21 protein-coding genes are annotated in these 24727 nt (G+C 72.2%); 13 read left to right on the forward strand and 8 right to left on the reverse strand.

Annotation, left to right across the window (positions count from 1 at the left end):
- Window positions 1-6: 6 nt before the first annotated feature.
- From AB0316_RS07525 to AB0316_RS07535, 3 genes are all read left to right on the forward strand, one after another.
- Window positions 7-699 carry a response regulator transcription factor gene (locus tag AB0316_RS07525; protein WP_366272817.1) on the forward strand — a complete coding sequence of 231 codons (693 nt, stop codon included), beginning with the start codon at window positions 7-9 and terminating at the stop codon, window positions 697-699.
- 162 nt (window positions 700-861) lie between these two features.
- Window positions 862-2244, forward strand: coding sequence for a class II 3-deoxy-7-phosphoheptulonate synthase (locus AB0316_RS07530; RefSeq protein WP_366271888.1), 1383 nt, complete (start codon window positions 862-864; stop codon window positions 2242-2244).
- 1 nt (window position 2245) lies between these two features.
- Entirely contained in the window at window positions 2246-3319 is a 1074-nt protein-coding gene (locus tag AB0316_RS07535; protein ID WP_366271890.1) for a GntG family PLP-dependent aldolase, read from the forward strand.
- A 114-nt stretch (window positions 3320-3433) separates the two neighbouring features.
- On the opposite strand, the gene AB0316_RS07540 is transcribed toward AB0316_RS07535, so the two are convergent.
- From AB0316_RS07540 to AB0316_RS07550, 3 genes are all read right to left on the reverse strand, one after another.
- Window positions 3434-4336, reverse strand: a complete 903-nt coding sequence (locus AB0316_RS07540) for a DMT family transporter (protein ID WP_366271891.1) — start codon at window positions 4334-4336, stop codon at window positions 3434-3436.
- Between the two features lie 6 nt (window positions 4337-4342).
- Complete coding sequence (pknB, locus tag AB0316_RS07545; protein WP_366271893.1) at window positions 4343-6304, reverse strand: Stk1 family PASTA domain-containing Ser/Thr kinase; 1962 nt, start codon at window positions 6302-6304, stop codon at window positions 4343-4345.
- Window positions 6305-6452: 148 nt separating this feature from the next.
- Window positions 6453-7424, reverse strand: a complete 972-nt coding sequence (locus AB0316_RS07550) for a LysM peptidoglycan-binding domain-containing protein (protein WP_366271894.1) — start codon at window positions 7422-7424, stop codon at window positions 6453-6455.
- Window positions 7425-7709: 285 nt separating this feature from the next.
- On the opposite strand from AB0316_RS07550, the gene AB0316_RS07555 reads away from it, so the two are divergent.
- A complete protein-coding gene (locus AB0316_RS07555; RefSeq protein ID WP_366271896.1) occupies window positions 7710-8099 on the forward strand; it encodes an Rv2175c family DNA-binding protein in 390 nt (129 codons plus the stop codon).
- Window positions 8100-8189: 90 nt separating this feature from the next.
- On the opposite strand, the gene AB0316_RS07560 is transcribed toward AB0316_RS07555, so the two are convergent.
- Window positions 8190-9296 (reverse strand): polyprenyl synthetase family protein, encoded by a 1107-nt coding sequence (locus tag AB0316_RS07560; protein ID WP_366271897.1) that lies wholly within the window; start codon window positions 9294-9296, stop codon window positions 8190-8192.
- Between the two features lie 95 nt (window positions 9297-9391).
- On the opposite strand from AB0316_RS07560, the gene metF reads away from it, so the two are divergent.
- Window positions 9392-10300, forward strand: coding sequence for a methylenetetrahydrofolate reductase [NAD(P)H] (metF, locus tag AB0316_RS07565; RefSeq protein ID WP_366271899.1), 909 nt, complete (start codon window positions 9392-9394; stop codon window positions 10298-10300).
- Window positions 10301-10307: 7 nt separating this feature from the next.
- Here metF and AB0316_RS07570 read toward each other — a convergent pair whose 3' ends face one another.
- Both AB0316_RS07570 and AB0316_RS07575 read right to left on the reverse strand, forming a co-directional pair.
- On the reverse strand, window positions 10308-10913 hold the full coding sequence (locus AB0316_RS07570; RefSeq protein WP_366271901.1) for a GNAT family protein: 606 nt from the start codon (window positions 10911-10913) through the stop codon (window positions 10308-10310).
- Window positions 10914-11016: 103 nt separating this feature from the next.
- Window positions 11017-11748, reverse strand: coding sequence for a DUF4126 domain-containing protein (locus tag AB0316_RS07575; protein WP_366271903.1), 732 nt, complete (start codon window positions 11746-11748; stop codon window positions 11017-11019).
- Window positions 11749-12269: 521 nt separating this feature from the next.
- Here AB0316_RS07575 and AB0316_RS07580 point away from each other — a divergent pair.
- From AB0316_RS07580 to AB0316_RS07605, 6 genes are all read left to right on the forward strand, one after another.
- Window positions 12270-12695 (forward strand): DUF6504 family protein, encoded by a 426-nt coding sequence (locus AB0316_RS07580; protein ID WP_366272819.1) that lies wholly within the window; start codon window positions 12270-12272, stop codon window positions 12693-12695.
- A gap of 33 nt (window positions 12696-12728) precedes the next feature.
- The gene (locus AB0316_RS07585) at window positions 12729-13220 is read left to right on the forward strand and encodes an SAV_6107 family HEPN domain-containing protein (protein ID WP_366271905.1); all 492 of its coding nucleotides are present in this window, start codon (window positions 12729-12731) and stop codon (window positions 13218-13220) included.
- A gap of 7 nt (window positions 13221-13227) precedes the next feature.
- Entirely contained in the window at window positions 13228-17391 is a 4164-nt protein-coding gene (gene dnaE / locus AB0316_RS07590) for a DNA polymerase III subunit alpha (protein ID WP_366271906.1), read from the forward strand.
- A 63-nt stretch (window positions 17392-17454) separates the two neighbouring features.
- Entirely contained in the window at window positions 17455-18219 is a 765-nt protein-coding gene (locus tag AB0316_RS07595) for a class I SAM-dependent methyltransferase (RefSeq protein WP_366271908.1), read from the forward strand.
- A gap of 45 nt (window positions 18220-18264) precedes the next feature.
- On the forward strand, window positions 18265-19524 hold the full coding sequence (gene dinB / locus AB0316_RS07600) for a DNA polymerase IV (RefSeq protein ID WP_366271910.1): 1260 nt from the start codon (window positions 18265-18267) through the stop codon (window positions 19522-19524).
- Between the two features lie 73 nt (window positions 19525-19597).
- A complete protein-coding gene (locus tag AB0316_RS07605) occupies window positions 19598-19996 on the forward strand; it encodes a DUF3040 domain-containing protein (protein ID WP_366271911.1) in 399 nt (132 codons plus the stop codon).
- 90 nt (window positions 19997-20086) lie between these two features.
- On the opposite strand, the gene AB0316_RS07610 is transcribed toward AB0316_RS07605, so the two are convergent.
- Window positions 20087-20575, reverse strand: coding sequence for a DUF456 domain-containing protein (locus tag AB0316_RS07610; RefSeq protein ID WP_366271913.1), 489 nt, complete (start codon window positions 20573-20575; stop codon window positions 20087-20089).
- A gap of 71 nt (window positions 20576-20646) precedes the next feature.
- Window positions 20647-20871, reverse strand: coding sequence for a hypothetical protein (locus AB0316_RS07615; RefSeq protein WP_142222803.1), 225 nt, complete (start codon window positions 20869-20871; stop codon window positions 20647-20649).
- 376 nt (window positions 20872-21247) lie between these two features.
- Between AB0316_RS07615 and AB0316_RS07620 the strand changes: the two genes are divergently transcribed.
- Together AB0316_RS07620 and AB0316_RS07625 are read left to right on the forward strand one after the other, a co-directional pair.
- Entirely contained in the window at window positions 21248-23383 is a 2136-nt protein-coding gene (locus AB0316_RS07620) for a DNA topoisomerase IV subunit B (protein ID WP_366271915.1), read from the forward strand.
- 139 nt (window positions 23384-23522) lie between these two features.
- Entirely contained in the window at window positions 23523-24719 is a 1197-nt protein-coding gene (locus AB0316_RS07625) for an AAA family ATPase (RefSeq protein WP_366271917.1), read from the forward strand.
- The last annotated feature ends 8 nt before the right edge of the window (window positions 24720-24727 follow it).

Consider the following 24727-nt stretch of genomic DNA (forward strand, 5'->3'; position numbering starts at 1 on the left):
GACGGCATGCCCGCGCACCGCGACGGCGGCGGCGTCGAGCACATCCGGGTCGTCGTTGCCGACGACCACCCGATGTGGCGCGACGCGGTGGCACGCGACCTCGCCGACGCCGGGTTCGAGGTCGTCGCGACCGCCGACGACGGGCACTCGGCCGTCGCCCGCACCCGCGCGACCGTGCCGGACGTGCTCGTCCTCGACCTCAACCTCCCCGGCATCAGCGGCTCGCAGGTGTGCGCTGCGCTCACCGCCGCGGAGGTGCCGAGCCGCGTGCTGATCCTCTCCGCCAGCGGGGACCACCAGGACGTCCTCGACGCGGTCAAGGCCGGGGCGCTCGGCTACCTCGTGAAGTCGGCCGGACGCGAGGAGTTCCTCGCCGCGGTCCGTGCCACCGCCGCCGGGGAGCCCGTGTTCACGGCCGGGCTCGCCGGACTGGTGCTCGGCGAGTTCCGGCGGGTCAAGGCGGCCGGCGGAGGGACGCCCGAGCGTCCGGTGCCCGAGCTCACCGAGCGCGAGACCGAGATCCTCAAGTACGTCGCCACCGGAATGGGCTACAAGGAGATCGCCGCCACCCTGTTCCTCTCGCACCGCACCGTCCAGAACCACGTGCAGAACATCTTCGGCAAGCTCCAGATGCACAACCGGGTGGAGCTCGCCCGGTTCGCCATGGAGCGTGGGCTCGACCTGGCCGACCCCACCTGAGCGCAGCGGCCCCCGATCACGGACTCGGCGGTGCCCGGCAGGCCGCGCGGGACGGCATACGACCTCTGACGGTCCGGTCCTCCGTCGGGTCGGCGGTCGGGTTTCGGGATGCGGACCCCGGCGGGGGCTGCCCCCGGCGGCGTCTACGCTTACGGGGTGAACATGAGGACCGTCACCGCCGATGTCGGCCTCGCACCCGCTGACGGGTCCGAGGCCCTCGCCGCCCTCACGGCTGCGGCCACTGAGCTCGAGGCCGCGCAGCAGCCCGCCTGGCCCGACACGGCCGCCCTGGCCGAGGTGATCGAGACCCTCGCGTCGTATCCGCCGCTCGTGTTCGCCGGCGAGTGCGACATCCTCACCGACCGGATGGCCAAGGCCGCCGTCGGCGAGGCCTTCGTCCTGCAGGGCGGCGACTGCGCCGAGACGTTCGCGTCGGCGACGGCCGACAACATCCGCGACCGCATCAAGACGATCCTGCAGATGGCCGCGGTGCTCACCTACGGCGCGTCGGTGCCGGTCGTCAAGATCGGCCGCATGGCCGGGCAGTACGCCAAGCCGCGCAGCTCGACCGTCGAGACCCGTGAGGGCGTGACGCTGCCGGCCTTCCGCGGCGACATGGTCAACGACTTCGCCTTCCACGAGGCCGCGCGCGTCCCCGACCCGCAGCGGCTCGTCCGCGCCTACCACGCGAGCTCCGCGACCCTGAACCTCGTGCGCGCCTTCACCACAGGCGGATTCGCCGACCTGCGGCACGTGCACGACTGGAACCGCGGCTTCGTCGCCAACTCGGCCAACCAGCGCTACGAGAAGCTCGCCAAGGACATCGACAAGGCGATGCGCTTCATGGCGGCCTGCGGCGCCGACTTCGACACCATGCGGACCGTCGAGTTCTTCGCGGCCCACGAGGCGCTGCTGCTCGACTACGAGCGGCCGCTGACGCGCATCGACTCCCGCTCGGGACGGCTCTACGACACCTCGGGCCACTTCGTGTGGGTCGGCGAGCGCACCCGACAGCTCGACGGGGCCCACGTCGACTTCGTCTCGCGCATCAGCAACCCCATCGGCGTCAAGCTCGGCCCCAAGGCCGACATCGACGAGGTGCTGCGCCTCATCGACAAGGTCGACCCGCACCGGACGCCCGGGCGCCTCACCTTCATCACCCGCATGGGCGCGGGCACCATCCGCGACGCGCTGCCGGCGATCGTCGACAAGGTGACCGCGTCCGGCGCGACCGTGACGTGGATCTGCGACCCGATGCACGGCAACACCTTCGAGAGCCCCTCCGGCTACAAGACCCGCGACTTCGAGGACATCGTCGAGGAGGTGCGCGGCTTCTTCGAGGTGCACCAGTCGCTCGGCACGATCCCCGGCGGCATCCACGTCGAGCTGACCGGCAACGACGTCACGGAGTGCCTGGGCGGGGCGGAGAAGATCATCGACTCCGACCTCGAGAAGCGCTACGAGTCGGTGTGCGACCCGCGCCTGAACCACCAGCAGTCGCTCGAGCTGGCGTTCGTCGTCGCCGAGATGCTCGGCCAGGCCTGAGGTGGCCTCGGGCGACGCGGGAAACGCCTTCAAGGCGGACCTCCTCAGCGACACGCTGACCCGGCCCTCGCAGGCCATGCGGGAGGCCATGTCCCGCGCCGAGGTCGGTGACGACGTCTTCGGTGAGGACCCGACGCTGCGGGCCCTCGAGGAGCGCGTCGCCGAGCTGCTCGGGCACGAGGCGGGGCTCTTCACGCCCTCGGGCTCGATGGCCAACCAGCTCGGCGTGCGCCTGCACGTCAAGCCGGGGGAGGAGCTCATCGGCGACTCCCTGGCCCACGTCGTCCGCGCCGAGCTCGGCGCGGCCGCGGTCCTGTCGGGCATCTCGTCGCGCACGTGGGTCTCCGAGCGCGGCCGGTTCCGGGCCGACGACGCGGCGTCGCTGATCATCACCGGCGTCGGCCCCTACCAGGTGTGCACGTCGCTCGTGCTCGTCGAGAACACCCACAACTTCGGCGGTGGCACCGTGCAGTCGCTGGAGGAGATCCGGCGCGCCCGCCAGGTCACGCGTGAGCGAGGCGTCGCCATGCACCTCGACGGCGCCCGCCTCTTCAACGCCTCCGTGGCCTCCGGTGTGCCGGTCGGTGACTACGGCCGGGAGTTCGACACCGTCTCCGTCTGCCTCAGCAAGGGCCTCGGCGCCCCGGTCGGCAGCGTGCTCGTCGGCTCGGCTGACGCCATGGCCGAGTCGCGGGTGTGGCGCAAGCGCTTCGGCGGCGGAATGCGGCAGGCCGGGATCCTCGCCGCCGCAGGGCTCTTCGCCCTCGAGCACAACGTCGAGCGGCTCGCCGACGACCACACCCGCGCGCGGCGAGCGGCCGAGGCGCTGGCCGAGGCGGCTCCCGGCGTGGTGGACCTGGCCACGGTCGAGACCAACATCGTCATCCTCGACGTGGCAGCCGCGGGCTGGTCGTCGGCCGCCTTCGTCGCGGCGGCCCTGGCCGGTGGGGTGCGGACGTATGCCGTCGGGCCGGGTGCCGTGCGCCTGGTCTGGCACCTCGACGTCGACGACGCAGGCACCGACGTCGCGATCGACGTCCTCACCGCACTCGTCCGGTCCGCCCCGACCGCCTGACGCCGCCGCTTTCCCTGACCGAACGCAGCGTTCGGTCGCGAACTTAGTGCTCTACCGCGGTTTTCGAGACCGAACGCAGCGTTCGGTCACTGCGAGCGTGGGGAGTGGGCGCGCTCAGAGCTCGTGGTGCAAGGCTTCGGCGGGCAGCTCGCGCGGGCGGCGCCGGGTCGCGACGAGCTCGACGGCATACATGGCGGTGAGCACGAGCGCTCCACCGGCGACCATGCGCCATGTCGGTGACTCGCCGCCGAAGACCACGGCGAAGAAGGCTGCGAAGACCGGCTCCATCGTCATGACGATCGCGGCGCGCGTCGCCGGCAGGTGGGCCTGTGCCCAGGTCTGCGCCCACAACGCGAGGATGCTGGCGAAGGCGACCATGTAGAGGACCGAGGCCCACTGGCCGGCCGTCTGCGGCAGCACGATCCCGCCGGGCAGCGCGCCGATGCCGCACAGCACGGCGATGACGACCATCTGCACCACGGAGAGCCCTGTCGCGACGTGGGACGCGCTGTAGCGGCCGAGCCCGAGGATGTGCAGGGCGTAGAGCAGGGCCGACAGCAGCGTGACCGCCTCCCCGGCGCCCACCGAGAGGCCGTTGAGCGACAGCAGGGCAAGACCGGCCGTGGCGAGAGCGACCGCGAGCCACGTGGAGGCAGCGACCCGTTCGCGTAGCAGGACCGCCGTGAGCAGCGGGGTCAGCACGACGTAGGTGCCGGTGATGAAGCCCGACACCGAGGCCGGGGTGGTGGCCAGGCCGACGGTCTGGGCGATCTGGGCCAGGCCGTAGAGCGCGCCGAGGCCCACGCCGACGAGCACCTGCCGCGACGTCAGGGCGCGCACCGGCCGCCAGAAGAGCACGAGCATGACCACGGCGGCGATCGCGAACCGCACCGCCAGGAAGTCGATCGGCGGCACGTGCACGACGAGGTCGTGGATGAGGAAGAAGGTCGAGCCCCAGACCGCCGTGAGGGACACGAGCAGGATCGTCGCGAGGCGCGAGCGCGCCCTCTCGTCCACGGCGGCTCAGACGATCGTCAGGACGATGGTGCTGCCCTTGGGCGCCGAGTCGCCGGCCTTGACGCTCTGGTGCTGGACCAGGTCGAACACCGGGCCGAAGAGGCCGGCCTCCTTCTTGACGGTGAAGCCGAGGTCGGTCAGCGTCTTCTCGGCGTCGCCCGAGGGGCGCCCGACGACGTTGGGCACCTGGACCATGACCGGGCCCTTGGAGACGACGAGGGTGACCGGGTCCCCACGGAACAGGGTGCCCTTGGCCGGCGACTGAGAGACGACCTGCCCGGCCGGCACGCTGTCGCTGTTGACGTCGGCGCCCCGCTGCACGACGAGCCCCGCCTTGGTCACGGCGGCGGAGGCGGCGTCGAACGACGAGCCGGTGACCGTGGGCACCTCGATGGGCTGGCGTCCCTTGGACACGACGACCGAGACGGTGGTGTTGCGCTTGACCGAGGTGCCGGGCGCGGGGTCCTGTGAGATGACCACGCCCTCCGGCACGGACTCGCTCCATGCTTTGGCGGAGTCGCCGAGCCGCAGCGTGAGCGGCGACAGGCTCGCCTTCAGGTCGGCCGCCTTCGCCCCGACGATGCGCGGGACGGCATACCGCTCCTTGCCCTTGGACACGACGAGCCGCACGGTCGACTCCTTGCCGAGCTGGCTCCCCGCCCCGGGCTCGACCCGGAGCACCACGCCCTTGGCGGCCGTCTCGGAGAACTCCTGCGTCTCGTCGGCCTGGAGCGAGGCCTGGTCGAGCTCGCCGCGGGCCTGGCTGAGCGGCTGGCCGACCACGGCGGGCACGGTGGTCGACCCGCCGGGTCCGGCCGTGAACCACCAGCCTCCGACCCCGGCCGCGACGAGCAGCAGGACCGCTGCCAGCCACAGCGGCCACCGACGGCGTCCGGCGGAGCGGTCGAGGCGGCCCACCGGCATGGCTGCCGTGTGCTCCAGCACCGGCTCGTCGTGGACCGGGCGTCCGGCGAGGGCGGCGCGCGCGGCTGTGGCCGGACGCTCGACACCCGGCTGGGGCATCGTCGGATGCTGCTGGGTCGCGTCGAGGGGCCGTCGACCCGACGTGGTGGCCGGGTCGGGTGCGATCGCCGCGCCGCGGCGATCGAGCTCGGCACCGGACAGGCCGCGCCGGACGGCGCGCAGGGCCGTCACGAAGTCCGCCGCGGACTCGAACCGGTCGTCCGGGCTGGTGGCCGTGGCTCGCGCGACGAGCTCGTCGAGGGCCACCGGCACCGACGGCACGACCGACGAGGGCGCCGGGATGCTCCCGTGGACGTGGTTGTACGCGATCTGGATCGGGGTGCCGCCGGTGACGGCCTTGTGCCCGGTGAGCATCTCGAACAGGAGCAGGCCGGCGGCGTACACGTCGCTGCGGGGATCGGCGACCCCACGCTCGACCTGCTCGGGGGAGAGGTAGGAGACGGTGCCGAGCAGGACGCCGGTCTGGCTCGTGGTCGTCTGGTTCGTGATGGCGCGGGCCAGGCCGAAGTCGGCGACCTTCACCTCGCCGTCGCCGCGCACGATGACGTTCTCGGGCTTGACGTCCCGGTGGATCATGCCCGCGACGTGGGCCGCCCTCAGGGCGAGGAGGATCGGCTCGAGCACGGCGAGCGCCTCGCGGGCGGTGAGCGGCGCCTCCTCGTGGATGACCTCCCGGAGGGTCTTGCCCTCGACGAGCTCCATGGCGAGGAACACCTCGCCGGCGTCCTCGCCCTGGTCGAAGACCGCGACGACGTTGGGGTGGCTGAGGCGGGCTGCCGAGCGTGCCTCAGCCCGGAACCGGTTGACGAAGACCTCGTCGGCGGCCAGGCCGGGTCGCATGATCTTGAGGGCCACCTCCCGGTCGAGGCGTCCGTCCAGCGCCACGAAGACGGAGGCCATGCCACCGTCCGCGAGGTGCGAGAGGATGCGGTACCGCCCGTCGATCACCCGCCCGACGAGCGCGTCCGCCACGCTGGACGTCACTGCACGGAGTTTACGGGCAGGGGACGCTCATCCGGCGCAGGCCGGCCCGAGCCGGCGCATCGCGGGGTTCTCGCGGGTTCTCCCAGGGGTTCGCGCACGGCTCTCGCGGGGCTCGCCTCTCGGCGGCCCCGCGAGAGGGCGGCGACGGTCACATGCGGGCGTAGATCGCCAGGACGTTCGCGACGTAGCGCTTGGTGTCGTCGTACATGCCCTTGGTGCGCACCGAGTAGAGGCCCTGGTAGTAGCCGGCGATGGCCTGCTCGCGGGAGTCCGCGCCGGCCTGCAGCGCCCGGATGATGAGCACGCCCGCGGTGATGTTGTCCTGGGTGTCGTAGCGGTCGAGCCGGCGACCGGCGAGGTCGGAGGCCCAGGTCTGCGAGACCGGCATGATCTGCATGACGCCCACCGCGTCGGTGTAGGAGACGGCCCGCTGGTACCAGCCGGACTCCAGGTAGCCGATCGCGAGCGCGAGCTTGGGGTCGACCCCGTTGCGGATGGCGGTGGCCCGGATCATCGCCGAGGTGTCCGTGCGGTTGGGCACGTCCCTGGCGGCGAGCTTGGCCTTGCTCTCGGCCACGGCCTGGGCCGTCTTGTTGGGGTACTGGTAGCCCGCCGGCGGAGCCGGCTGCGGCGTGGGCGTCACAGGCTTGGTCGAGGTGCCGACGCCCGGCACGACGATCTTCTGTCCGACGAAGATCATGTGCGCGTTGGGGAGCCGGTTGGCGGCGAGCAGCTTCGTCAGCGAGACGCCGTAGCGCTGTGCGATGCCGCTCATCGTGTCGCCCGAGACGACCACGTGGACCCGGTCGGACGTCGACGGCCGCACGCTCGTGCTCGGGGCGGTCGTCTTGACCGTGCGCAACGTGGAGGCGGCGGCCTTCGCGGGCGCTGCGCTCGACGAGGTGGGCACGAGCAGCTTCTGGCCCGGCATGATCAGCGAGCCGCCGTTGCCCAGCCGGTTCTTCTCGACGATGGCCTGGACCGTCGTGCGGTGGGTGATGGCCAGCTGCCAGAGGGTGTCGCCCGGGCGGACCGAGACGGTCTTCCAGGAGGTGGTGGCTACCGGCGCAACGGCCGCGTGGGCGGGTAGGGCGAGCGCGGCGACGTCGGCGAGGGGCATGAGGTGGAGTCCTTTCCTGGTGCCCGAGCTGGGTGCTGTGGAGGGGCGTTCGGGGAAGGTGCGGGGGTGACGGACGAAGTCCTGTGTGACGGTTGTGAGTCGAGGGACTGGTGTGACGATAGCGCACAATTTCAGCACTAAAGAATAAATACATCGGTGTAATTCCCCGGGGCTTTTGTCCCTGTTACCGGCGTGCTCGCCCCTGGGCCCCGCTCGACCCTGCCCTTCGCCCATACGCGCCGGTGCGTCCACCAGGGCCTCGGTGCGGTGGCAGACTCTGGTGCTGTGAGCGAGAACCCCGTGCCGCAGCCCAGTGAGCAGTCCCTCGAGTCCCTGGTGGGCGAGTGGCTGACCGTGCCCGACGCCGCTGAGCGGCTCGGCGTGCCCCTGTCGCGCGTGCGTCAGCTGATCGCCGACCGGGAGGTGCTCGCCGCCCGCATCGGCGAGCGTCACGTTCCGGCCATCCCGGCCAAGTTCTTCGACGAGTCGGGTCCGCGGCCCGAGCTGCGGGGGACCTTCACCGTGCTGGCCGACGGCGGCATGGACGACGGCGAGATCATCGGCTGGCTCTTCACGCCCGACCCGACGCTGCCCGTCGAGGGCGCACCCATCGACGCCATCCGGGCCGGGCACAAGACCGAGATCCGCAGGCGCGCCCAGGAGCTCGCCTTCTGACACCCCCGGCGCCCGGCGAACGCGTGGGTATGCCGTAGCCCCCGGTAGGTTCCGCGTGTGGCCTCCGGGGCGGCCGGGTGGGCGAGCGGGTCAGGAGTGGCGGGCGGTCGAGACCGCCACGAGCTCCCCGAGCACGTCGAGGGCCGACGCGTCGTAGGAGCCCGTCGCCCCGGCCCGCTCGAGCGCCGCACGCGCGTCGCGGGCCAGCTCGCCGATGAGCGACTCGACCCGATCGACCGCGCCCGTGTCGACGAGCACGCGACGGATCGACTCGATGCCCAGCAGGTCGAGGTCGTCGCGTCCCAGCAGGCTCTCGACGCTCTTGCGGTCCCCGTCGGAGGCGGCGTCGAGGGCGTGGGCCACGAGCACCGTGCGCTTGCCCTCGCGCAGGTCGTCGCCGGCGGGCTTGCCCGTCGCCTCGGGGTCCCCGAAGACGCCGAGGAGGTCGTCGCGCAGCTGGAAGGCCTCGCCGAGGGCCAGGCCGTAGTCCGACAGCGGCGCCAGCGACTCGTGGGGGGCGCCCCCGACGAGCGCGCCGATGAGCAGCGGGTGCTCGATCGTGTACTTGGCGCTCTTGAAGCGGATCACCTTGCGTGCCGAGGCGATCCGGGCGTCCAGGTCGAGGCCGTCCCAGCCGCGGGCCGACTCGAGCAGGTCGAGGAACTGGCCGCCCATGAGCTGGGTGCGCATGGCGTCGAAGAGGCGGCGCCCGCGAGCCAGCTGCTCGTCGGGCAGCCCGCACGTGGCATACAGCTCGTCGCACCACGTCAGGCACAGGTCGCCGGCCAGGATCGCCGTGCCCTCGCCGAAGCGGTCCGCGTCGCCCGCCCAGCCACGCTGCGAGTGCAGCGAGGCGACGGCGCGGTGCGCGGACGGCATACCGCGCCGGGTGTCGCTGCGGTCCATGACGTCGTCGTGGAGCAGGGCTGCGCCCTGGAAGAACTCCATGCTCGCGGCCAGGCGCACGAGCGCGTCGGAGTCGGGGCCGCCGGCGGCGCGGTAGCCCCAGTAGAGGAAGCCCGCACGCAGGCCCTTCCCGCCGGTCAGCAGCCCGGACACGGCCGAGACGAGGGGCGCGATCTCCTCACCGATCTCGGCGAGCGACTGCGTGGCCCCGTCGATCTGCCCGTCGATCGCCTGCTGCACCCGACGGCGCAGCACGTCCAGGTCGGTGGGGGTCTGCACGGGGTCCTCCATCGAGTCGCGGGAATCGTGGTCAGCCTACGCGGAGGCCGGTGCGCTCCGTGCGCGGCCCGCACGCGCGCGGACGGGCGTCCGCCTAGGGTGTTCACATGGCATACGGCACGGCGTCCTCGATGGCGCGGGCGGAACGGTTCACGCGGTCGATCCCCGCGATGATCGAGGCCGACACCCCGACGTTCAGCTTCGAGTTCTTTCCGCCGAAGGACGACGCCGCCGAGGCCCAGCTGTGGAGCGCGATCCGGCGCCTCGAGAAGCTCTCGCCGAGCTTCGTCTCGATCACCTACGGCGCTGGCGGGGGCACGCGCGACCGCACGGTGAGGCTGACCCAGCGTGTCCTCGAGGAGACCTCGCTCACCCCGATGGCGCACCTGACGTGCGTCGGGCACTCCGTCACCGAGCTGCGCGGCATCGTGGGGTCGTATGCCGCAGCCGGGGTCCGCAACATCCTCGCCCTGCGCGGCGACCCGCAGAGCGGTCTGGGCCAGCCGTGGGCGGCGCATCCAGAGGGTCTCGACCACGCCGAGGAGCTCGTCGCGCTCGTGCGTGGCCTCGGCGACTTCACCGTCGGGGTGGCGGCGTTCCCCGACGGCCACCCCGAGTCCCGCGACGTCGGCGAGGACGCGGAGACGCTGGTGCGCAAGGAACGGGCGGGCGCCGAGTTCGCGATCACCCAGATGGTCTTCGACGTGGACAACTACCTGCGCCTGCGCGACGAGCTCGCCCGGCGCGGTTCGAGGCTTCCCGTGGTGCCGGCGATCATGCCGATCACCAACGCCCGCCAGGTGGTCCGGATGGCGCAGCTGGCGGGGCAGCCCATGCCGAGCGCCGTGACCGACCGGCTCGACCGCCACGGCGACGACGAGGCGGCCGTGCGGGCCGAGGGCATGGCGATCGCGACGGAGTCGTCGCGCCGCCTGCTCGACGAGGGAGCGCCCGGCATCCACTTCATCACCATGAACCGCTCCTCGGCCACGCTCGAGGTCTACGGCAACCTCTGAGCGGGCGTCAGGACCGCGGCGGCGGCTCCTCGTCCTGCCCTGCTCGCCAGTGCCGCCACTCCCGGGCCAGCATCGCGTACTCGTAGCCGTCCACCCAGCCGAGCTCGGCATGCCAGGAGTCCTCGATGCCGTGGCGCTCGCGGCGCATCCCCGCCTTCTCCAGGACCCGTGCCGACGCGAGGTTGTCGGCGTTGCACCCGGCCGTCACCCGCCGCAGTCCGAGGCGGCCGAAGGCGCCGGCCAGCAGGCCCCGAGCGAGGTTCGTCGCCACGCCCCGGCCCGCGAACCGGGGGTCGACGATGTAGCCGATGACGCCCTCGGTGCCGGTGGGCATCCCCGGTTGGCCCATGCCGTCGACGACGTCGAGGAAGCCCATCGCGACGACGGACCCGTCGAGCTCGGCCACGCACGAGAAGTCGGTGGGGCTCTCGGGCACGGCCAGCCACTCGGTGCGGAACGCCTCGGGGTCGACGCTCGTCCGCAGCATCCACCGGTTGACGGCGGGGTCGTTGCGGAAGGTCAGCAGCTGCTCGACGTCGGTGGCGCCGGCCTCGCGCAGGAGCAGCGGACCGACCCGGAGCGGCCACGGCGTGGGAGTCGGGCTGGGAGTCACGCTGGCATCGTCGTCGGCGCTCGTCCACGTGCACAACCGGTTTGCGGCCGCCCGCCTGCGACGGTGGGGAACGGGACGGTGGGGAACGAGGCGGTGGGGAGCCTCATGCCTCCTGGTCGAAGGGCGCTTCGGGTCCGCCGTCGGTTCGCGCCCTCCGGCGACGCGGCGGACCACCGCGGGACGGAGGACGGCGTGGATCAGCAGATCCGGCAGGTCCGCGTCCTTGCCGACCGCTCGGGGCCGTGATGCCGACGCGCTCGCCCCAGGCGTCGTAGCGCCGCTTGTAGCGACGGATGCGGCCGGCCACCTTGTAGACGAGGAAGGCTCCGGCTGCAAGGAGCACGAGAGCGATGGAGGCCGCCCACCAGGGGTGGGCGATGGCGAGGGCAGTGACACCGGTGACGGTGACGTCCTCGGCGGTGCTGACGACGACGTTGCTCGCCGGCTCGGGGGAGGTGTTCACGGCAGCGCGGAGCCCGGCCTTGATGGTGTGCGAGACGAGTGCGGTGACGCCACCGGTGGCAGCGCCGATGGCAGCGTCGAGGCTCGCCGTCTCGTGGCCGATGAGGTAGCCGATGGTCGCGCCGACGGCCGGTCGGACGACGGTGTGGACCGAGTCCCAGACGGAGTCCACGTAGGGGATCTTGTCGGCGAGCATCTCCACGAGGAAGAGGATCGCGGCGCCGACGAGCACGTCGGTCCGCGCGAGGGCGTCCGGGATCTGGCTGATGCCGAAGACCCGGTCGGCGAGCCCGAGGACGAGCACGACGGCATACGCGTTGATGCCGCTGCCCCACCCGGTGGTGAAGGCGAGGGGGATGAGCTCGGCGCCCACGGCACTCCTTCGGGTCGCGCGCCGCCGTCGGTGCGCCGGTGCTGCTGTCGCCAGTGTGCCAAGGTCCGCGTGTCGGTGCACTGCTCGAGGGACGTGCAGGCACGGAGAACGGGCCCGGTCCGCGGGCGGACGGGACCCCTGCACCCCTCCGTTCGCGGACCGGACCCGCGAGGCCCACTCTGCCGGTCGGCGCCGACAGGGGGCCTGAGCACCACTACTCACGTGGGGTGGCCCGAGCCGGCGGGAGGTGCTGCGCAAAAGGGTCGGGGCACCCGGCGGGACTGCCTTGACAGGCTGTCGGCGGCAGGGGTTACGCTTTGAACATCGAACAAGTGTTCGAACGCCTTGCTCGGCCCGTGCCGAGTGGCGTCGGGACTGGTTCGAGCCGAGGCCGAGGTCTCGGGCAGGTCCAGTCAGGTTGTCAGTTTCAGTCGTCGGTTGGTGTCGGGCCGCCCGTGTGGGGCGCGGGTGGCCTGGGTCGTGATGTCCGGCCTCGACGTGTCCGAGGGAGACGTGTCGTGGTGCGTAGGTTCAGTGACTCCGTGCAGGTGAGGCTGCAGGAGCGTCAGCGGTGCAGGGTGGCCCAGCCCGCCGGCTCGGCCGGTGCGGTTGCGCCGGGCGGTTCGGCCGCCTCGGGAGGGGCGGAGCCCTTCGAGGGCGGGGTCGCCGGCCCGCCACCGGAGGCGTTCATCTGGCGTGGCCGGCTCTATGTCGTGCGCCAGGTGCTCGGCCAGTGGCGCGAGCGTCGCGCCTGGTGGCATGACGCGCTCGAGGCCGACGAGGAGCAGGTGCGTCCCGGCGAGACGCTCGTCGCCGCAGCGAGGGAGCAGCACGTCTGGCGCGTGGAGGCGAGCCCGGGGTGGTCGTTCGCACCAGGGGTCTACGACCTCGCGCACGACGAGTCCCCGCGGGGCGACCGGTGGTCGCTCGTGCGCGTCGCCGACTGACCAGCTGCACCGTCCAGAGGAGAGAAGGCCACCGTGACCGCCGCCCACTCGCACACCCCCGTCTCGGGTCCGTACGTCTCGCGCCCGTCCGTCTCGCAGCCGCCCATCTCGGTGGCCGTGCTCGACCTGCTCGCGCGAGCTCGCACGACGCTCGAGTCCGCCTGCCACACCAGTGACGCCTCCGAGCGCTACCGCGGCGCCCATCTCGGGGCGCTCCGCGCGGCTGCAGCCCTGGTGGCGGCCCGGACCGCCCCCACACCGCGTGCCCGTCCGCGCAGCGTCTGGCAGCTCCTCCCGGGTGTCGCGCCCGAGCTGGGGGAGTGGGCCGCCTTCTTCGCGGCGTGCTCGGCCCACCGGTCGGCCATCGACCGCGGTGAGCTCATCAGTGCGCGTGAGTCCGACGACCTGCTGCGCCAGGCCGAGATGTTCCTCGAGATCGTTCAGGACCTGCTCGGCATCCCGCTGACCGTCCCCCTGCCGCAGTCGATCACGCCCGTCTCGAGGAGCCGGGCGAGCGGGGCGTGAGACCGGCATGCCCACCACCAGCCCGCCCGTCAGCACCACGCCCATGAACACGACCATGAACTCGACCATGAACTCGACCATGAACTCGACCGTGGACACGACCCCGAACGCAGCCCCGACCACAGTGACGAACACGGTGACGAACCCGGCCCCGACCACGGGAAGGAGCGCCGCCCAGGGCCCGGGTGGCGCCGGCGGCGAGAGCTTCGTGCACCTGCACGTCGCCTCGGGCTACTCGATGCGCTACGGCACCGCCAAGCCGCGCGAGCTCGTCGAGCGGGCCGCCGCGTTCGGGCAGCCGGCCCTCGCCCTGACCGACCGCGACGGGCTCTACGGCGCAGTCAAGTTCGTGCGCGCGTGCATGGAGCACGACGTCGCCCCGATCCTCGGCGTCGACCTCGCCCTCGGGCCCGACCGGCCCGAACGTCCCCGCCCCGTGCGCACACCGGTCCGCGGTGGTGCGCTCGTCGACCCACGGCTGCCCCGGATCACCGTGCTGGCGCGGGGCAGCGGCACCGGCCTCGCGCCGGGCGAGGGCTGGGGGGCGCTCTGCCGGCTCGTCACCGCGACCCACCTGCGCGGTGAGCGCGGCAACCCGGTCACCACCGCCGGGCTCGTCGCCGAGCACGCACGCACCCGCCCTGAGCCGACGCCCGGATCTGCGCCGCCCAACCCCCTATCCGGACCCGAGTCCGTGCGCGCACCTCAGTCCGCCCTCGGCTCGGCCCGTCGCACGGCGGCGGGGTCGCCCGCGGGCTCGGCACCCTCTCGCCTCGTCGTCCTGCTCGGGCCCGACTCGGACGTGGGCCGCGCCGTCCTCGCCAAGCGGCGCGACCGGGCCCGTGCGGCGCTCGAGCGCTGGGTCGCGCTGCTGCCGCGTGGCGCCGTCGTCGTCGAGGTGGTGTGCCACGGCGGACCGGAGCACCAGCCCGGCAGCCTCGGACAGGCCGCGCGCATGCTCGCGCTCGCGCGGGAGGTCGGGGTGCCGAGCGTCATCACGGCCGCGGTGCGGCACACCGACCCCCAGGACGCCGCCATCGTCGACGTGCTCGACGCGGCGCGCCGGCTCGTCGCCCTCGACGCCCGGCACCTCGACCGGGTCACCACCGCCGGGCACCTGTCGCCGACGCCCCTGATGCACGCGCTGGCCCTCGATGTCGTGCAGGTCTCCGGGCCGGGCCTCGTCGGCGGCGGGTCCCTGGCCCGGGAGCAGGCGCGCGAGCTGCTCGCCCGCACGACGGCCCTCGCCGCCGAGTGCATCCAGGACCCTCGGGCCGACCTCGGCATCGGCTCGGTGCACCTGCCCGAGCCGGGGATCCTCGGCATCCGGCCCGGCACCAATCCCCACCACGTCCTGGCCCGCCGGTGCCGTGAGGCGATCCCGACCCGCTACCCCGGGCGGTCCGAGACCGAGCTGCGAGCCGTCAGCGACCGCCTCGAGGACGAGCTCGGCGTCATCGAGACGCTCGGCTACGCCACGTACTTCCTCACCGTCGCCCAGGTCTGCGACCTCATCCGCGAGATGGGGGTGCGGGTCGCGGCGCGCGGCTCCGGCGCCGGGTCGCTCGTCAACTACCTCCTCGGCATCTCCGGCGTCGACCCGATGCGCCACGGCCTGCTCATGGAGCGCTTCTGCTCGCCGCTGCGGGCTGAGCTGCCCGACATCGACATCGACGTCGAGTCCGCCCGCCGCACCGAGATCTACGAGCGCATCCTCGACCACTTCGGCGGCGAGCGGGTCACCTGCGTCTCGATGATGGACACCTACCGGGTGCGCCACGCGATCCGCGACGCCGGTGCTGCGCTCGGGCTACCACCACCCGAGGTCGACGCGATGGCCAAGGCCTTCCCGCACATCGCCGCACGCAACGTGCGGGCCGCCCTCGCCGAGCTGCCCGAGCTGCGGGCGAGCGGGCTCGACGTGCCGCGTCTGCAGCTGATGTTCGACATCGTCGAGCGCCTCGACGGGCTGCCCCGGCACATCGCCCTGCACCCGTGCGGCGTGGTGCTCTCCGACTCCGTGCTGCTCGACCGCACCCCGGTCGAGGCGAGCTGGCTCGGCTTCCCGATGAGCCAGTTCGACAAGGACGACGTCGAGGAGATGGGGCTGCTCAAGCTCGACGTCCTCGGCATCCGGATGCAGTCGGCGATGGCCCACGCGGTCGCCGAGGTCGAGCGCGTCGACGGCGACCACGTCGACCTCGACGACGAGTCCCAGGTGCCCTTCGACGACGAGCCCACCTTCGAGCTGGTCCGCTCGACCAAGACCCTCGGCTGCTTCCAGATCGAGAGCCCGGGGCAGCGCGAGCTGATCGGCAAGTTCGGGCCGCGCAGCTTCGAGGACCTCATCATCGACATCTCGCTCTTCCGGCCCGGCCCGGTCAAGAGCGACATGATCATCCCGTTCCTCAACGCCCGCCAGGGCTGGGACGACCCGTCCTACCTGCACCCCTCGCTCGTGCCCGCGCTGGAGGAGACCGAGGGGGTGGTCGTCTTCCACGAGCAGGTGCTCATGATCGTCGCCGAGACGACAGGGGTGACCCTGGCCCAGGCCGACGAGGTGCGTCGCGCCCTCGGCACCCCGGAGGGGCAGCAGCGGATCGAGGGGTGGTGGCGGCCGGCCGCGAAGGCGCGTGGCTACGCGCCCGAGGTCGTCGACAAGATCTGGGAGGTCCTCAAGGCCTTCGCGTCGTTCGGCTTCTGCAAGGCCCACGCCGCCGCCTTCGCCCTGCCGACCTACCAGTCGGCCTGGCTCAAGACCCACCACCCCGCGGCCTTCCTCGCCGGGGTGCTGACCCACGACCCGGGCATGTACCCCAAGCGGCTCATCCTCGATGACGCCCGCACCTTCGGCATCGCGATCCTCGGGCTCGACGTCAACGTCTCGACCGGCGCCTACCGCTTCGAGCGCACCGACGACGGCGGCGAGGCGATCCGGCTCTCGCTCGCCGACGTCCACGGCATCAGCGAGGCCGAGGTCGCCCAGATCGTCGCCGGACAGCCCTACTCCAGCCTGTCCGACTTCTGGCAGCGGGCGCACGTGTCACGACCCGTCGCCGAGAAGCTGGTGCTCGCCGGGGCGTTCGACTCCCTGCACGGCATCGACCTCGGCGGTCCCATCCGGATCGCCGAGGGAGCCGCGGGCGTCGTGGCCCGCACCCGGGGTGGCCTCGGCCGTCGTGGGCAGGTCACCCGGCGCGACCTGCTGCTCCACGTCGCCGAGCTCGACCGGTGGTCGGCGTCGCAGCGCTCCTCCCGCCGGCGCGTCTCCGCCGCGAGCCGTGGCTCTGGGCCCGGCACGGCCCGGGGACGGGTCACGTCGGTCTCGGCCACCGGCGACATCCGGGCGCTCGCGGCGGCGCAGTCGCAGGCCTCCGCCGGCGCACCCGCCCACGTCGCCACCCAGCTGACGCTCGACCTCGGCGACACGCCCCGACTCTCGGCGACGAGCGGCCTGCCGGAGATGACCGGCCCCGAACGGGTCCGGGCCGAGCTCGAGGTGCTCGGCCTCGACGCGAGCGGTCACGTCGTCGACTTCTACCGCCCGATGCTCGACGCGCTGGGCGTGACCCGGGCGCGTGACCTGCTCTCCGGGCGCAGCGGCCGCGAGGTCCTCGTCGCCGGCGTCAAGGTCGCCACCCAGACCCCGCCGATCCGCACCGGGCGGCGCGTCGTCTTCCTCACGCTCGACGACGCCACCGGGCCGGCCGACCTCACCTTCTTCGAGGACGTCCAGGGCCCGTACGCCGCGACCGTCTTCCACTCGTGGCTGCTGCTCTGCCGGGGGGTCGTGCGCCGCACCGGACCCCGCGGTGTCTCGGTCCGCGCCACCGGGGCGTGGGAGCTGTCCGCCCTGCAGGACGCGTGGACAGCCGGGGGCATCACCGCTGTCCGCGACACCCTCGACGCCGCCGACCGGGCAGCCTGGGAACGGGCCACTGCGCTCGCCGGAAGCGCCGGAGCGAAGGGGAGCGGCGTCGGCGAGGGGCCGGACGGGCGTCGGGTGCTCGTGCACGCCTCGGGGTTCAAGCAGTCGCCGTACGCCGACATCAAGCCTGCCGGTGACGACGTCAGGGGGCCGCGGGCCACGAGCGGGCTGGTGCCCACCGACACGGTGGGTGGGCCGCCACGCAAGCTGTGGCACGCGAGTCCGGGAAGCTCAGGGCACTAGGGTGAGGGGCCAGATGACACACGCGCAGCACCACGCGTACCACGTTCCCCGACGGAGGATCCCGTGCCCGACGAGCAGCGCCCCCAGCGACGTGGCGGGCCCCGTCCGTCGGCCGTCGTCGCCGCCGTCGCCCGCATCGCCGACGACGACGGGACGCGGCTCGGCCGACCCCTCGAGGTCCTCGACCTCGGCGGCGGCACCGGAGGTGTCGCCGTCCCGCTCGCCGAGGCCGGCCACCGCGTCACCGTCGTCGATCCGAGTCCCGACGCCCTCGCCTCGCTCGCTCGCCGGGCCCGCGAGGCCGGCATCGTCGATCGGGTCACCGGCGTGCAGGGCGACGGTGACTCGCTCGAGGCCATCCTCGCCGGTCGCCACGTCGACCTCGCCTGCTGCCACGGCACCCTCGAGTTCGTCGACGACCCCGCCGCGACGCTCCACGCGATCGCCCGGGCCCTCGGTGAGGGCGGCGTGCTCTCGCTGCTCGTCTCGGGTCGGCTGTCCGTCGTCTTCGCCAAGGCCATCGCGGGAGAGTTCGGCCAGGCCCGGGCCGCCCTCGTCGACCCGTCCGGTCGGTGGGGGAGCACCGACCCCCTGCCGCGCCGCTTCGATGTCGAGCAGCTCGAGGCCCTCCTCACCGAGGCCGGCTTCACCGACGTGCACGTACGCGGCACCAACATCCTCGGCCACCTCGTGCCGGCCTCGCTCGTCGACTCCGACGCGGACCGGGCCGCCCTGGCCGAGCTCGACGAGCTGCTCGTCACCGGTCCGGGACGCGAGTTCCTCCGGAGCCTCGGCAGTGCCCTGCACGTCGTCGCCCGGCGCGGCTGAGGCAGCCACGCCGCGGGCCTCGACCCGACGACAGGCAGCCCTGCGATGAGCCGCCGGCAGTTCACCGCACCGACCCGCACGAGCGCGGAGCCCCCCGACGACACCGGCTGCACCGTCCTGCACGTCGACATGGACGCCTTCTACGCGTCCGCCTCCCTCATCTCGAGGCCCGAGCTGCGCGGGCGGCCCGTCATCATCGGCGGGGCCAGCGGCCGGTCGGTCGTGCTGTCCGCCACCTACGAGGCGCGTGCCTTCGGCGTCACCTCCGCGATGCCGATGGCGCGGGCCCAGCGGCTCTGCCCCCAGGCGGTCATCATCGAGCCGGACCACCGCCGATACGCCGCCATCTCCGAGGCCGTCATGGCGACCTTCGCGACGATCACTGACAGCGTCGAGCCGCTCTCCCTCGACGAGGCCTTCCTCGACGTCTCCGGGGCCGTACGCCGTCTCGGTCGTCCCACCCGGATCGCCGAGCAGCTGCGCGACACCATCGCCGACGAGCAGGGCATCACCTGCTCGGTGGGGGTGGCCTCGACGAAGTTCGTCGCCAAGCTCGCCTCAAACCTCGCCAAGCCCGACGGCCTGCTCGTCGTGCCGCGGGAGGAGGTCGTCTCGTTCCTGCACCAACTGCCCGTCGGCGCGATCTGGGGTGTGGGCGACCGCACCGAGGAGCACCTGCACCGGCTCGGCCTGCGCACCGTCGCCGACCTCGCCCACACCCCGGTCGAGACGCTCCAGCGGGCTCTCGGTGACGTGTCCGGGCGCAGCCTGCACGACCTCGCCTGGGGCCGGGACCCGCGGCCGGTCAAGCCCGAGCGCCGCGAGAAGTCGATCGGCGCCGACGAGACCTTCGCCCACGACATCGACGACCCGGAGCGCATCCACCGCGAGCTGCTGCGGCTCTCCGACCGCACCGCCGCCCGCGCGAGGTCGGCCGGGATGACGGGACGCACGGTCTCCATCAAGGTCCGCTTCGCCGACTTCACGACGATCACCCGGGCCAAGACCCTGCGCCACCACACCGACGTCTCCCGTGACATCTTCGCCACCGCCCGCGAGCTCTACGACCGCCTCGGGCTCCAGCGTGCCCGGATCCGGCTCGTCGGCGTCCGGCTCGAAGGGCTCGTCCCGTCGGCGGTCGCACCCATCCAGGCGACCCTCGACGAGCCCGAGCACGGGTGGCGCGAGGCCGACCGGGCCGTCGACCGCGCCAGCGCCCGATTCGGTGCCGGGTCGGTGCGTCCAGCGTCACTGATGGCTGATCCACCCTCGGGTTCCCAACGTGCTCGGGGGGACTTATCCTGAGGTAAACAAGTCCGCGTCGACGGTTCCGGCCTACGATTCGGGCACAGTCGATTTCGCACCAGGGAGGTGCCGGGTGGCACTCTCGGAACACGAGGAAGCACTCCTCCAGCAGATGGAGGAAGCCCTCTACGCCGAAGACCCTCGATTCGCATCGCGCATCGAGAAGACGAAGTCACGCGGCCTCGGCGGCGGCCGCGTCCTGGTCGGTGTCGTCGCGGGCGTTGCGGGTCTCGCCCTCGTCGTGTTCTCCGCGATGAGCAGCAACATCTGGCTCGGAGCCGTCGGCTTCGCAGTCATGGTCGCCGGCATCGTCTACGCCATCACGCCCTCGAAGACCAAGCTGGCCGCGGTGGGCTCCGACGGCACTCCCAAGCCGCGAACGGGCAAGACCAAGACGCCCAGCCGCCGCTCGGCCTCCTTCATGGAGCGCCTCGAGGAGCGCTGGGACAAGCGACGCCGCGACCAGTGGTGACAGCCCGCTAGGACGACGACGAAGGACCCCGGACGGATGCCGTCGGGGTCCTTCGTCATGCGGGCGCCGGTCGCTTCGGTCGACCGAGCCTCAGCCCAGGGTCACCAGGACCCCCACGCCCCACGCCGCGATGATCGCGAAGGCCGTGCCCAGCTCGATCCCCATGCTGAGGGCCACGGCACGGATGGACTGGCTCGTGGCGCGCCACGCCGCCGCGTGCTCGCGGTGCTTGACCCGTTCGAGCACGTAGACGGTCAGGACGAAACCCAGGGGAGCGCCGACGACGGGCACGAGGAAGAAGCCGACCACCGCCACCGCGAGGGCCACCGCCACGACCGGCCCGTCGACGCCGGCCTGCTTCATCCGGCGCCCGGGCAGCAGGTACTTCGCGACGAGGCCCACCGCATACAGCACGGTGGCCACGCCGAAGACGAGCCAACCCGGCCCGTCCTGACGCGCGATCGCCCACACGAGCGTCGCGCCCCACACCACGACCAGTCCCGGCAGAACCGGGACGACGACACCGACGGTCCCCACGAGCATCGCGGCGAAGACGACAACGTCCGTCGCGATGGTCACGGGAGAGCCGTCGGTGGTCTCAGGGTCGGGGTGAGGTCAGGAAAGGGCCGGGTCGGAGTCGTCTGCTGGTCTCAGCGTTCGTCGACGGGAGCGGATCCCGGTACGTCGTTGAGTCGGTCCGTCTCGTCGCGGATGTCGAGAGCCTTGTCCTTCAGCGCCGGGAGGTGCTCCCGACCGTGGTGTGCGCAGAAGAGCAGCTCTCCGCCGGAAACGAGGCGGGCGCGGATGTAGGCCTGGGCCCCACATCGGTCGCAGCGGTCAGCAACAGTCAGCTCGGGTGCCAGTGCTGTCGTCATCGTGTTTCGCCTCTTTCCTCCCTCAGGGGCCTCCTCAACGGGAGACCCTGTCATGTGCCTGCGACGCTCGAGCGGTCCAGCGGGTGGACCCTTCGTGCTTCGCGGACGTTCCAACAGTGAACCATGTGCAAACCTTCCCGCAGAGAAGGCTCGGTCGCTGAGACGCCGGTCATACCAACATCGTTACGTGTCGGTGATTCGCGACGGTGGCCCGTCCGGATGGTTCGTACCCGCTCCGGGCCCGGCGCAGCACCCGTGACGTCGGTGCGGCAGCGAGCCTGCGGGGGCCCGTCGGTGCTCATGGCTAGGCTGCCCCTGCCAGCTCCTCCACAGCCCGACCGCTGGCCGCTTCCCGACCGAAAGAGATCGACACACCGTGGCCTCCGCCTCCCGACCCGCTTCCTCCGGCAACGGCGACTACACCGCCCGCCACCTCCAGGTCCTCGAGGGCCTCGAGGCCGTGCGCAAGCGCCCGGGCATGTACATCGGGTCCACCGACCAGCGCGGGCTCATGCACTGCCTCTGGGAGATCATCGACAACGCGGTCGACGAGGCCCTCACGGGCGTGTGCACCGACATCGAGGTCATCCTCAGCGGTGACGGCTCCATCGAGGTGCGCGACAACGGCCGCGGCATCCCCGTCGACATCGAGCCGCGCACCGGGCTCTCCGGTGTCGAGGTGGTCTTCACCAAGCTGCATGCCGGCGGCAAGTTCGGCGGCGCGTCGTATGCCGCCACCGGTGGCCTCCACGGCGTGGGCGCCTCCGTCGTCAACGCCCTCTCGGCCCGCCTCGACGTCGAGGTCGACCGCGGCGGCAAGACGTACGGCATGAGCTTCCGGCGGGGCGAGCCGGGCACCTTCACCGACGCGGCAGGCCGGCCGCACTCGCCGGAGGCGTCCTTCACCCCCTACGAGCGCAAGAGCGCGCTGCCCGTCGTCGGCAAGGCCAAGCGCGGCGTCACCGGCTCACGGGTGCGCTTCTGGCCCGACCGGCAGATCTTCCTCAAGGACGCCGAGCTCGACTACGACGCGATCCTCGGGCGCGCCCGGCAGACCTCCTTCCTCGTGCCCGGCCTGCGCCTGGCGATCCGCGACGAGCGGCGCCTGAAGGGCACGCCCGGCGAGGAGGGCACCATCGAGGAGGTCTTCCAGCACGACGGCGGCATCACCGACTTCGTCGAGTTCCTCGCCCCCGACACCCCCATCACCGACGTGTGGCGCCTCGAGGGCTCCGGCACGTTCACCGAGACCGTCCCCGTCCTCGACGTCAACGGGCACATGACGCCGACCGAGCTCGAGCGCGAGTGCGGCGTCGAGGTCGCGCTGCGCTGGGGGCAGGGCTACGACACGAAGGTGCAGTCCTTCGTCAACATCATCACCACGCCCAAGGGCGGCACCCACGTCACCGGGTTCGAGCAGGCCGTCCTCAAGGTCTTCCGCAAGCAGCTCGAGGTCAACGCCCGCCGCCTCAAGGTCGGCAACGACAAGCCCGAGAAGGACGACATCCTCGCCGGCATGACGGCCGTCGTCACGGTGCGCCTGGCCGAGCCGCAGTTCGAGGGCCAGACCAAGGAGGTACTCGGCACCAACGCCGTGCGCGCCATCGTCGCCAAGGTCGTCGAGAAGGAGCTGACCGACCGGCTCACCTCGACCAAGCGCGGCGACAAGGCACAGGCCGCGCTGCTGCTCGAGAAGGTCGTCTCCGAGATGAAGTCGCGCATCAGCGCCCGGCTGCACAAGGAGACCCAACGCCGCAAGAACGCCCTCGAGAGCTCGACGCTGCCCTCGAAGCTGCGCGACTGCCGCACGACCGACGTCGAGCGCTCCGAGCTGTTCATCGTCGAGGGGGACTCGGCCATGGGCACCGCGAAGGAGGCCCGCAACTCCGAGTTCCAGGCGCTGCTGCCGATCCGCGGCAAGATCCTCAACGTCCAGAAGGCGTCGGTCTCCGACATGCTCAAGAACGCCGAGTGCGCCTCGATCATCCAGGTGATCGGCGCCGGTTCGGGCCGCAGCTTCGACCTCGACGCGGCGCGCTACGGCAAGGTCATCATCATGACCGACGCCGACGTCGACGGCGCCCACATCCGCACCCTGCTGCTGACCCTCTTCTTCCGCTACATGCGCCCGCTCGTCGACGCCGGTCGGGTCTACGCGGCCATGCCGCCGCTGCACCGCCTCGAGGTGATCAACGCCGGCGCAAAGAAGAACGAGCTGATCTACACCTACAACGAGCCGGAGATGCGGCGCACGCTGGCCCGCCTGGAGAAGTCCGGCAAGAAGATCAAGCAGCCGATGCAGCGCTACAAGGGCCTCGGTGAGATGGACGCCGACCAGCTCGCCGACACCACGATGGACCCGCGTCACCGCACCCTGCGCAAGGTGACCATGCGCGACCTCGAGGCCGCCGAGCGCGTCTTCGAGCTGCTCATGGGCAACGAGGTGGCGCCGCGCAAGGACTTCATCATCGAGTCGGCGGCCGAGGTCGACCGCGAGCGCATCGACGCCTGACGCGCGAGTCGCCGGGCAGTACCGGCCGGCCCGCCGGCCGGCGACTGTCCACACCTGCCGCCCGGCGGGCCGTGTCGTGCTTACGATGAGGGCCTGCCGGGCGCGACTCACCTCGCCGGCGCGTCGAGAAGGGGAGTCGATGGTGGCCAACGTCAACGCCGAGGAGTCGGTCGCGGACGACCCTTTCACCGCGCCGCAGGAGCGCCCGGCTGACGGTGCAGGTGACGGCCCAGGTGACGACGCCGTCGACGGTGCCGTCGACGGCCAGTCGTTCCCGGTCGACCTGCCCGGCCTGCAGCCGGAGGCCGACTCGGCGGTCCGCCCCGAGGCGCCCAGCCCGGCGCCGGCCCCGGCTCGCTACCTGACCACCGACGAGCTGCAGTGGGCTCAGGAGGTCGTCGGGGCCATCTCCTCCGCGTACGCCGCTCGCGTGGTCGGACAGGCTCGGCTGCAGGAGACGCTGCTCATCGCCCTGCTCACCCAGGGACACGTGCTGCTCGAGAGCGTGCCGGGTCTGGCCAAGACGACCGCCGCGCAGACGATCGCCCAAGCGGTCGGGGGACGCTTCCACCGCATCCAGTGCACTCCCGACCTGCTGCCGAGCGACATCGTCGGCACACAGGTCTACAACCAGCACTCGGGCACGTTCGAGACCCAGCTCGGGCCCGTGCACGCCAACTTCGTGCTGCTCGACGAGATCAACCGCAGCAGCGCCAAGACCCAGTCGGCGATGCTCGAGGCGATGCAGGAGCGCCAGACCTCGATCGGCGACAGGAGCTACGCCCTGCCCGACCCCTTCCTCGTCCTCGCCACGCAGAACCCCATCGAGCAGGAGGGCACCTACCCGCTGCCCGAGGCCCAGATGGACCGCTTCATGCTCAAGGACGTCCTCGACTACCCGTCACCGGCGGAGGAGGCGGAGGTGCTGCGGCGCATCGACTCGGGCATCTTCGACGCCGCTTCGGAGCCGGTCGTCTCCATCGAGGACGTCAAGCGCCTGCAAGGCCTGGTCTCCCGCGTCTACGTCGATCCCGCGATCGTCAACTACATCGTCGGCATCGGCTACGTCACGCGCCACCCGCGCGACTACATCGAGCCCCGCCTCGCGGCATACGTCGGCTTCGGGGCGAGCCCCCGGGCCAGCATCGCGTTCGCGAGCGCTGCCCGGGCGCGCGCCCTCGTCGCCGGGCGCAACCACGTGGTGCCCGACGACGTCAAGGCACTGACCCACCGCGTGCTGCGGCACCGGGTGACGCTCGGCTTCGAGGCGGTCGCCGACGACGTGGCCGTCGAGACGGTCATCGACGCCATGGTGGGCGGGATCCGCACGCCCTGACGGGCGGC

Source organism: Terrabacter sp. NPDC080008, assembly GCF_040702505.1.
Lineage (GTDB): Bacteria > Actinomycetota > Actinomycetes > Actinomycetales > Dermatophilaceae > Terrabacter.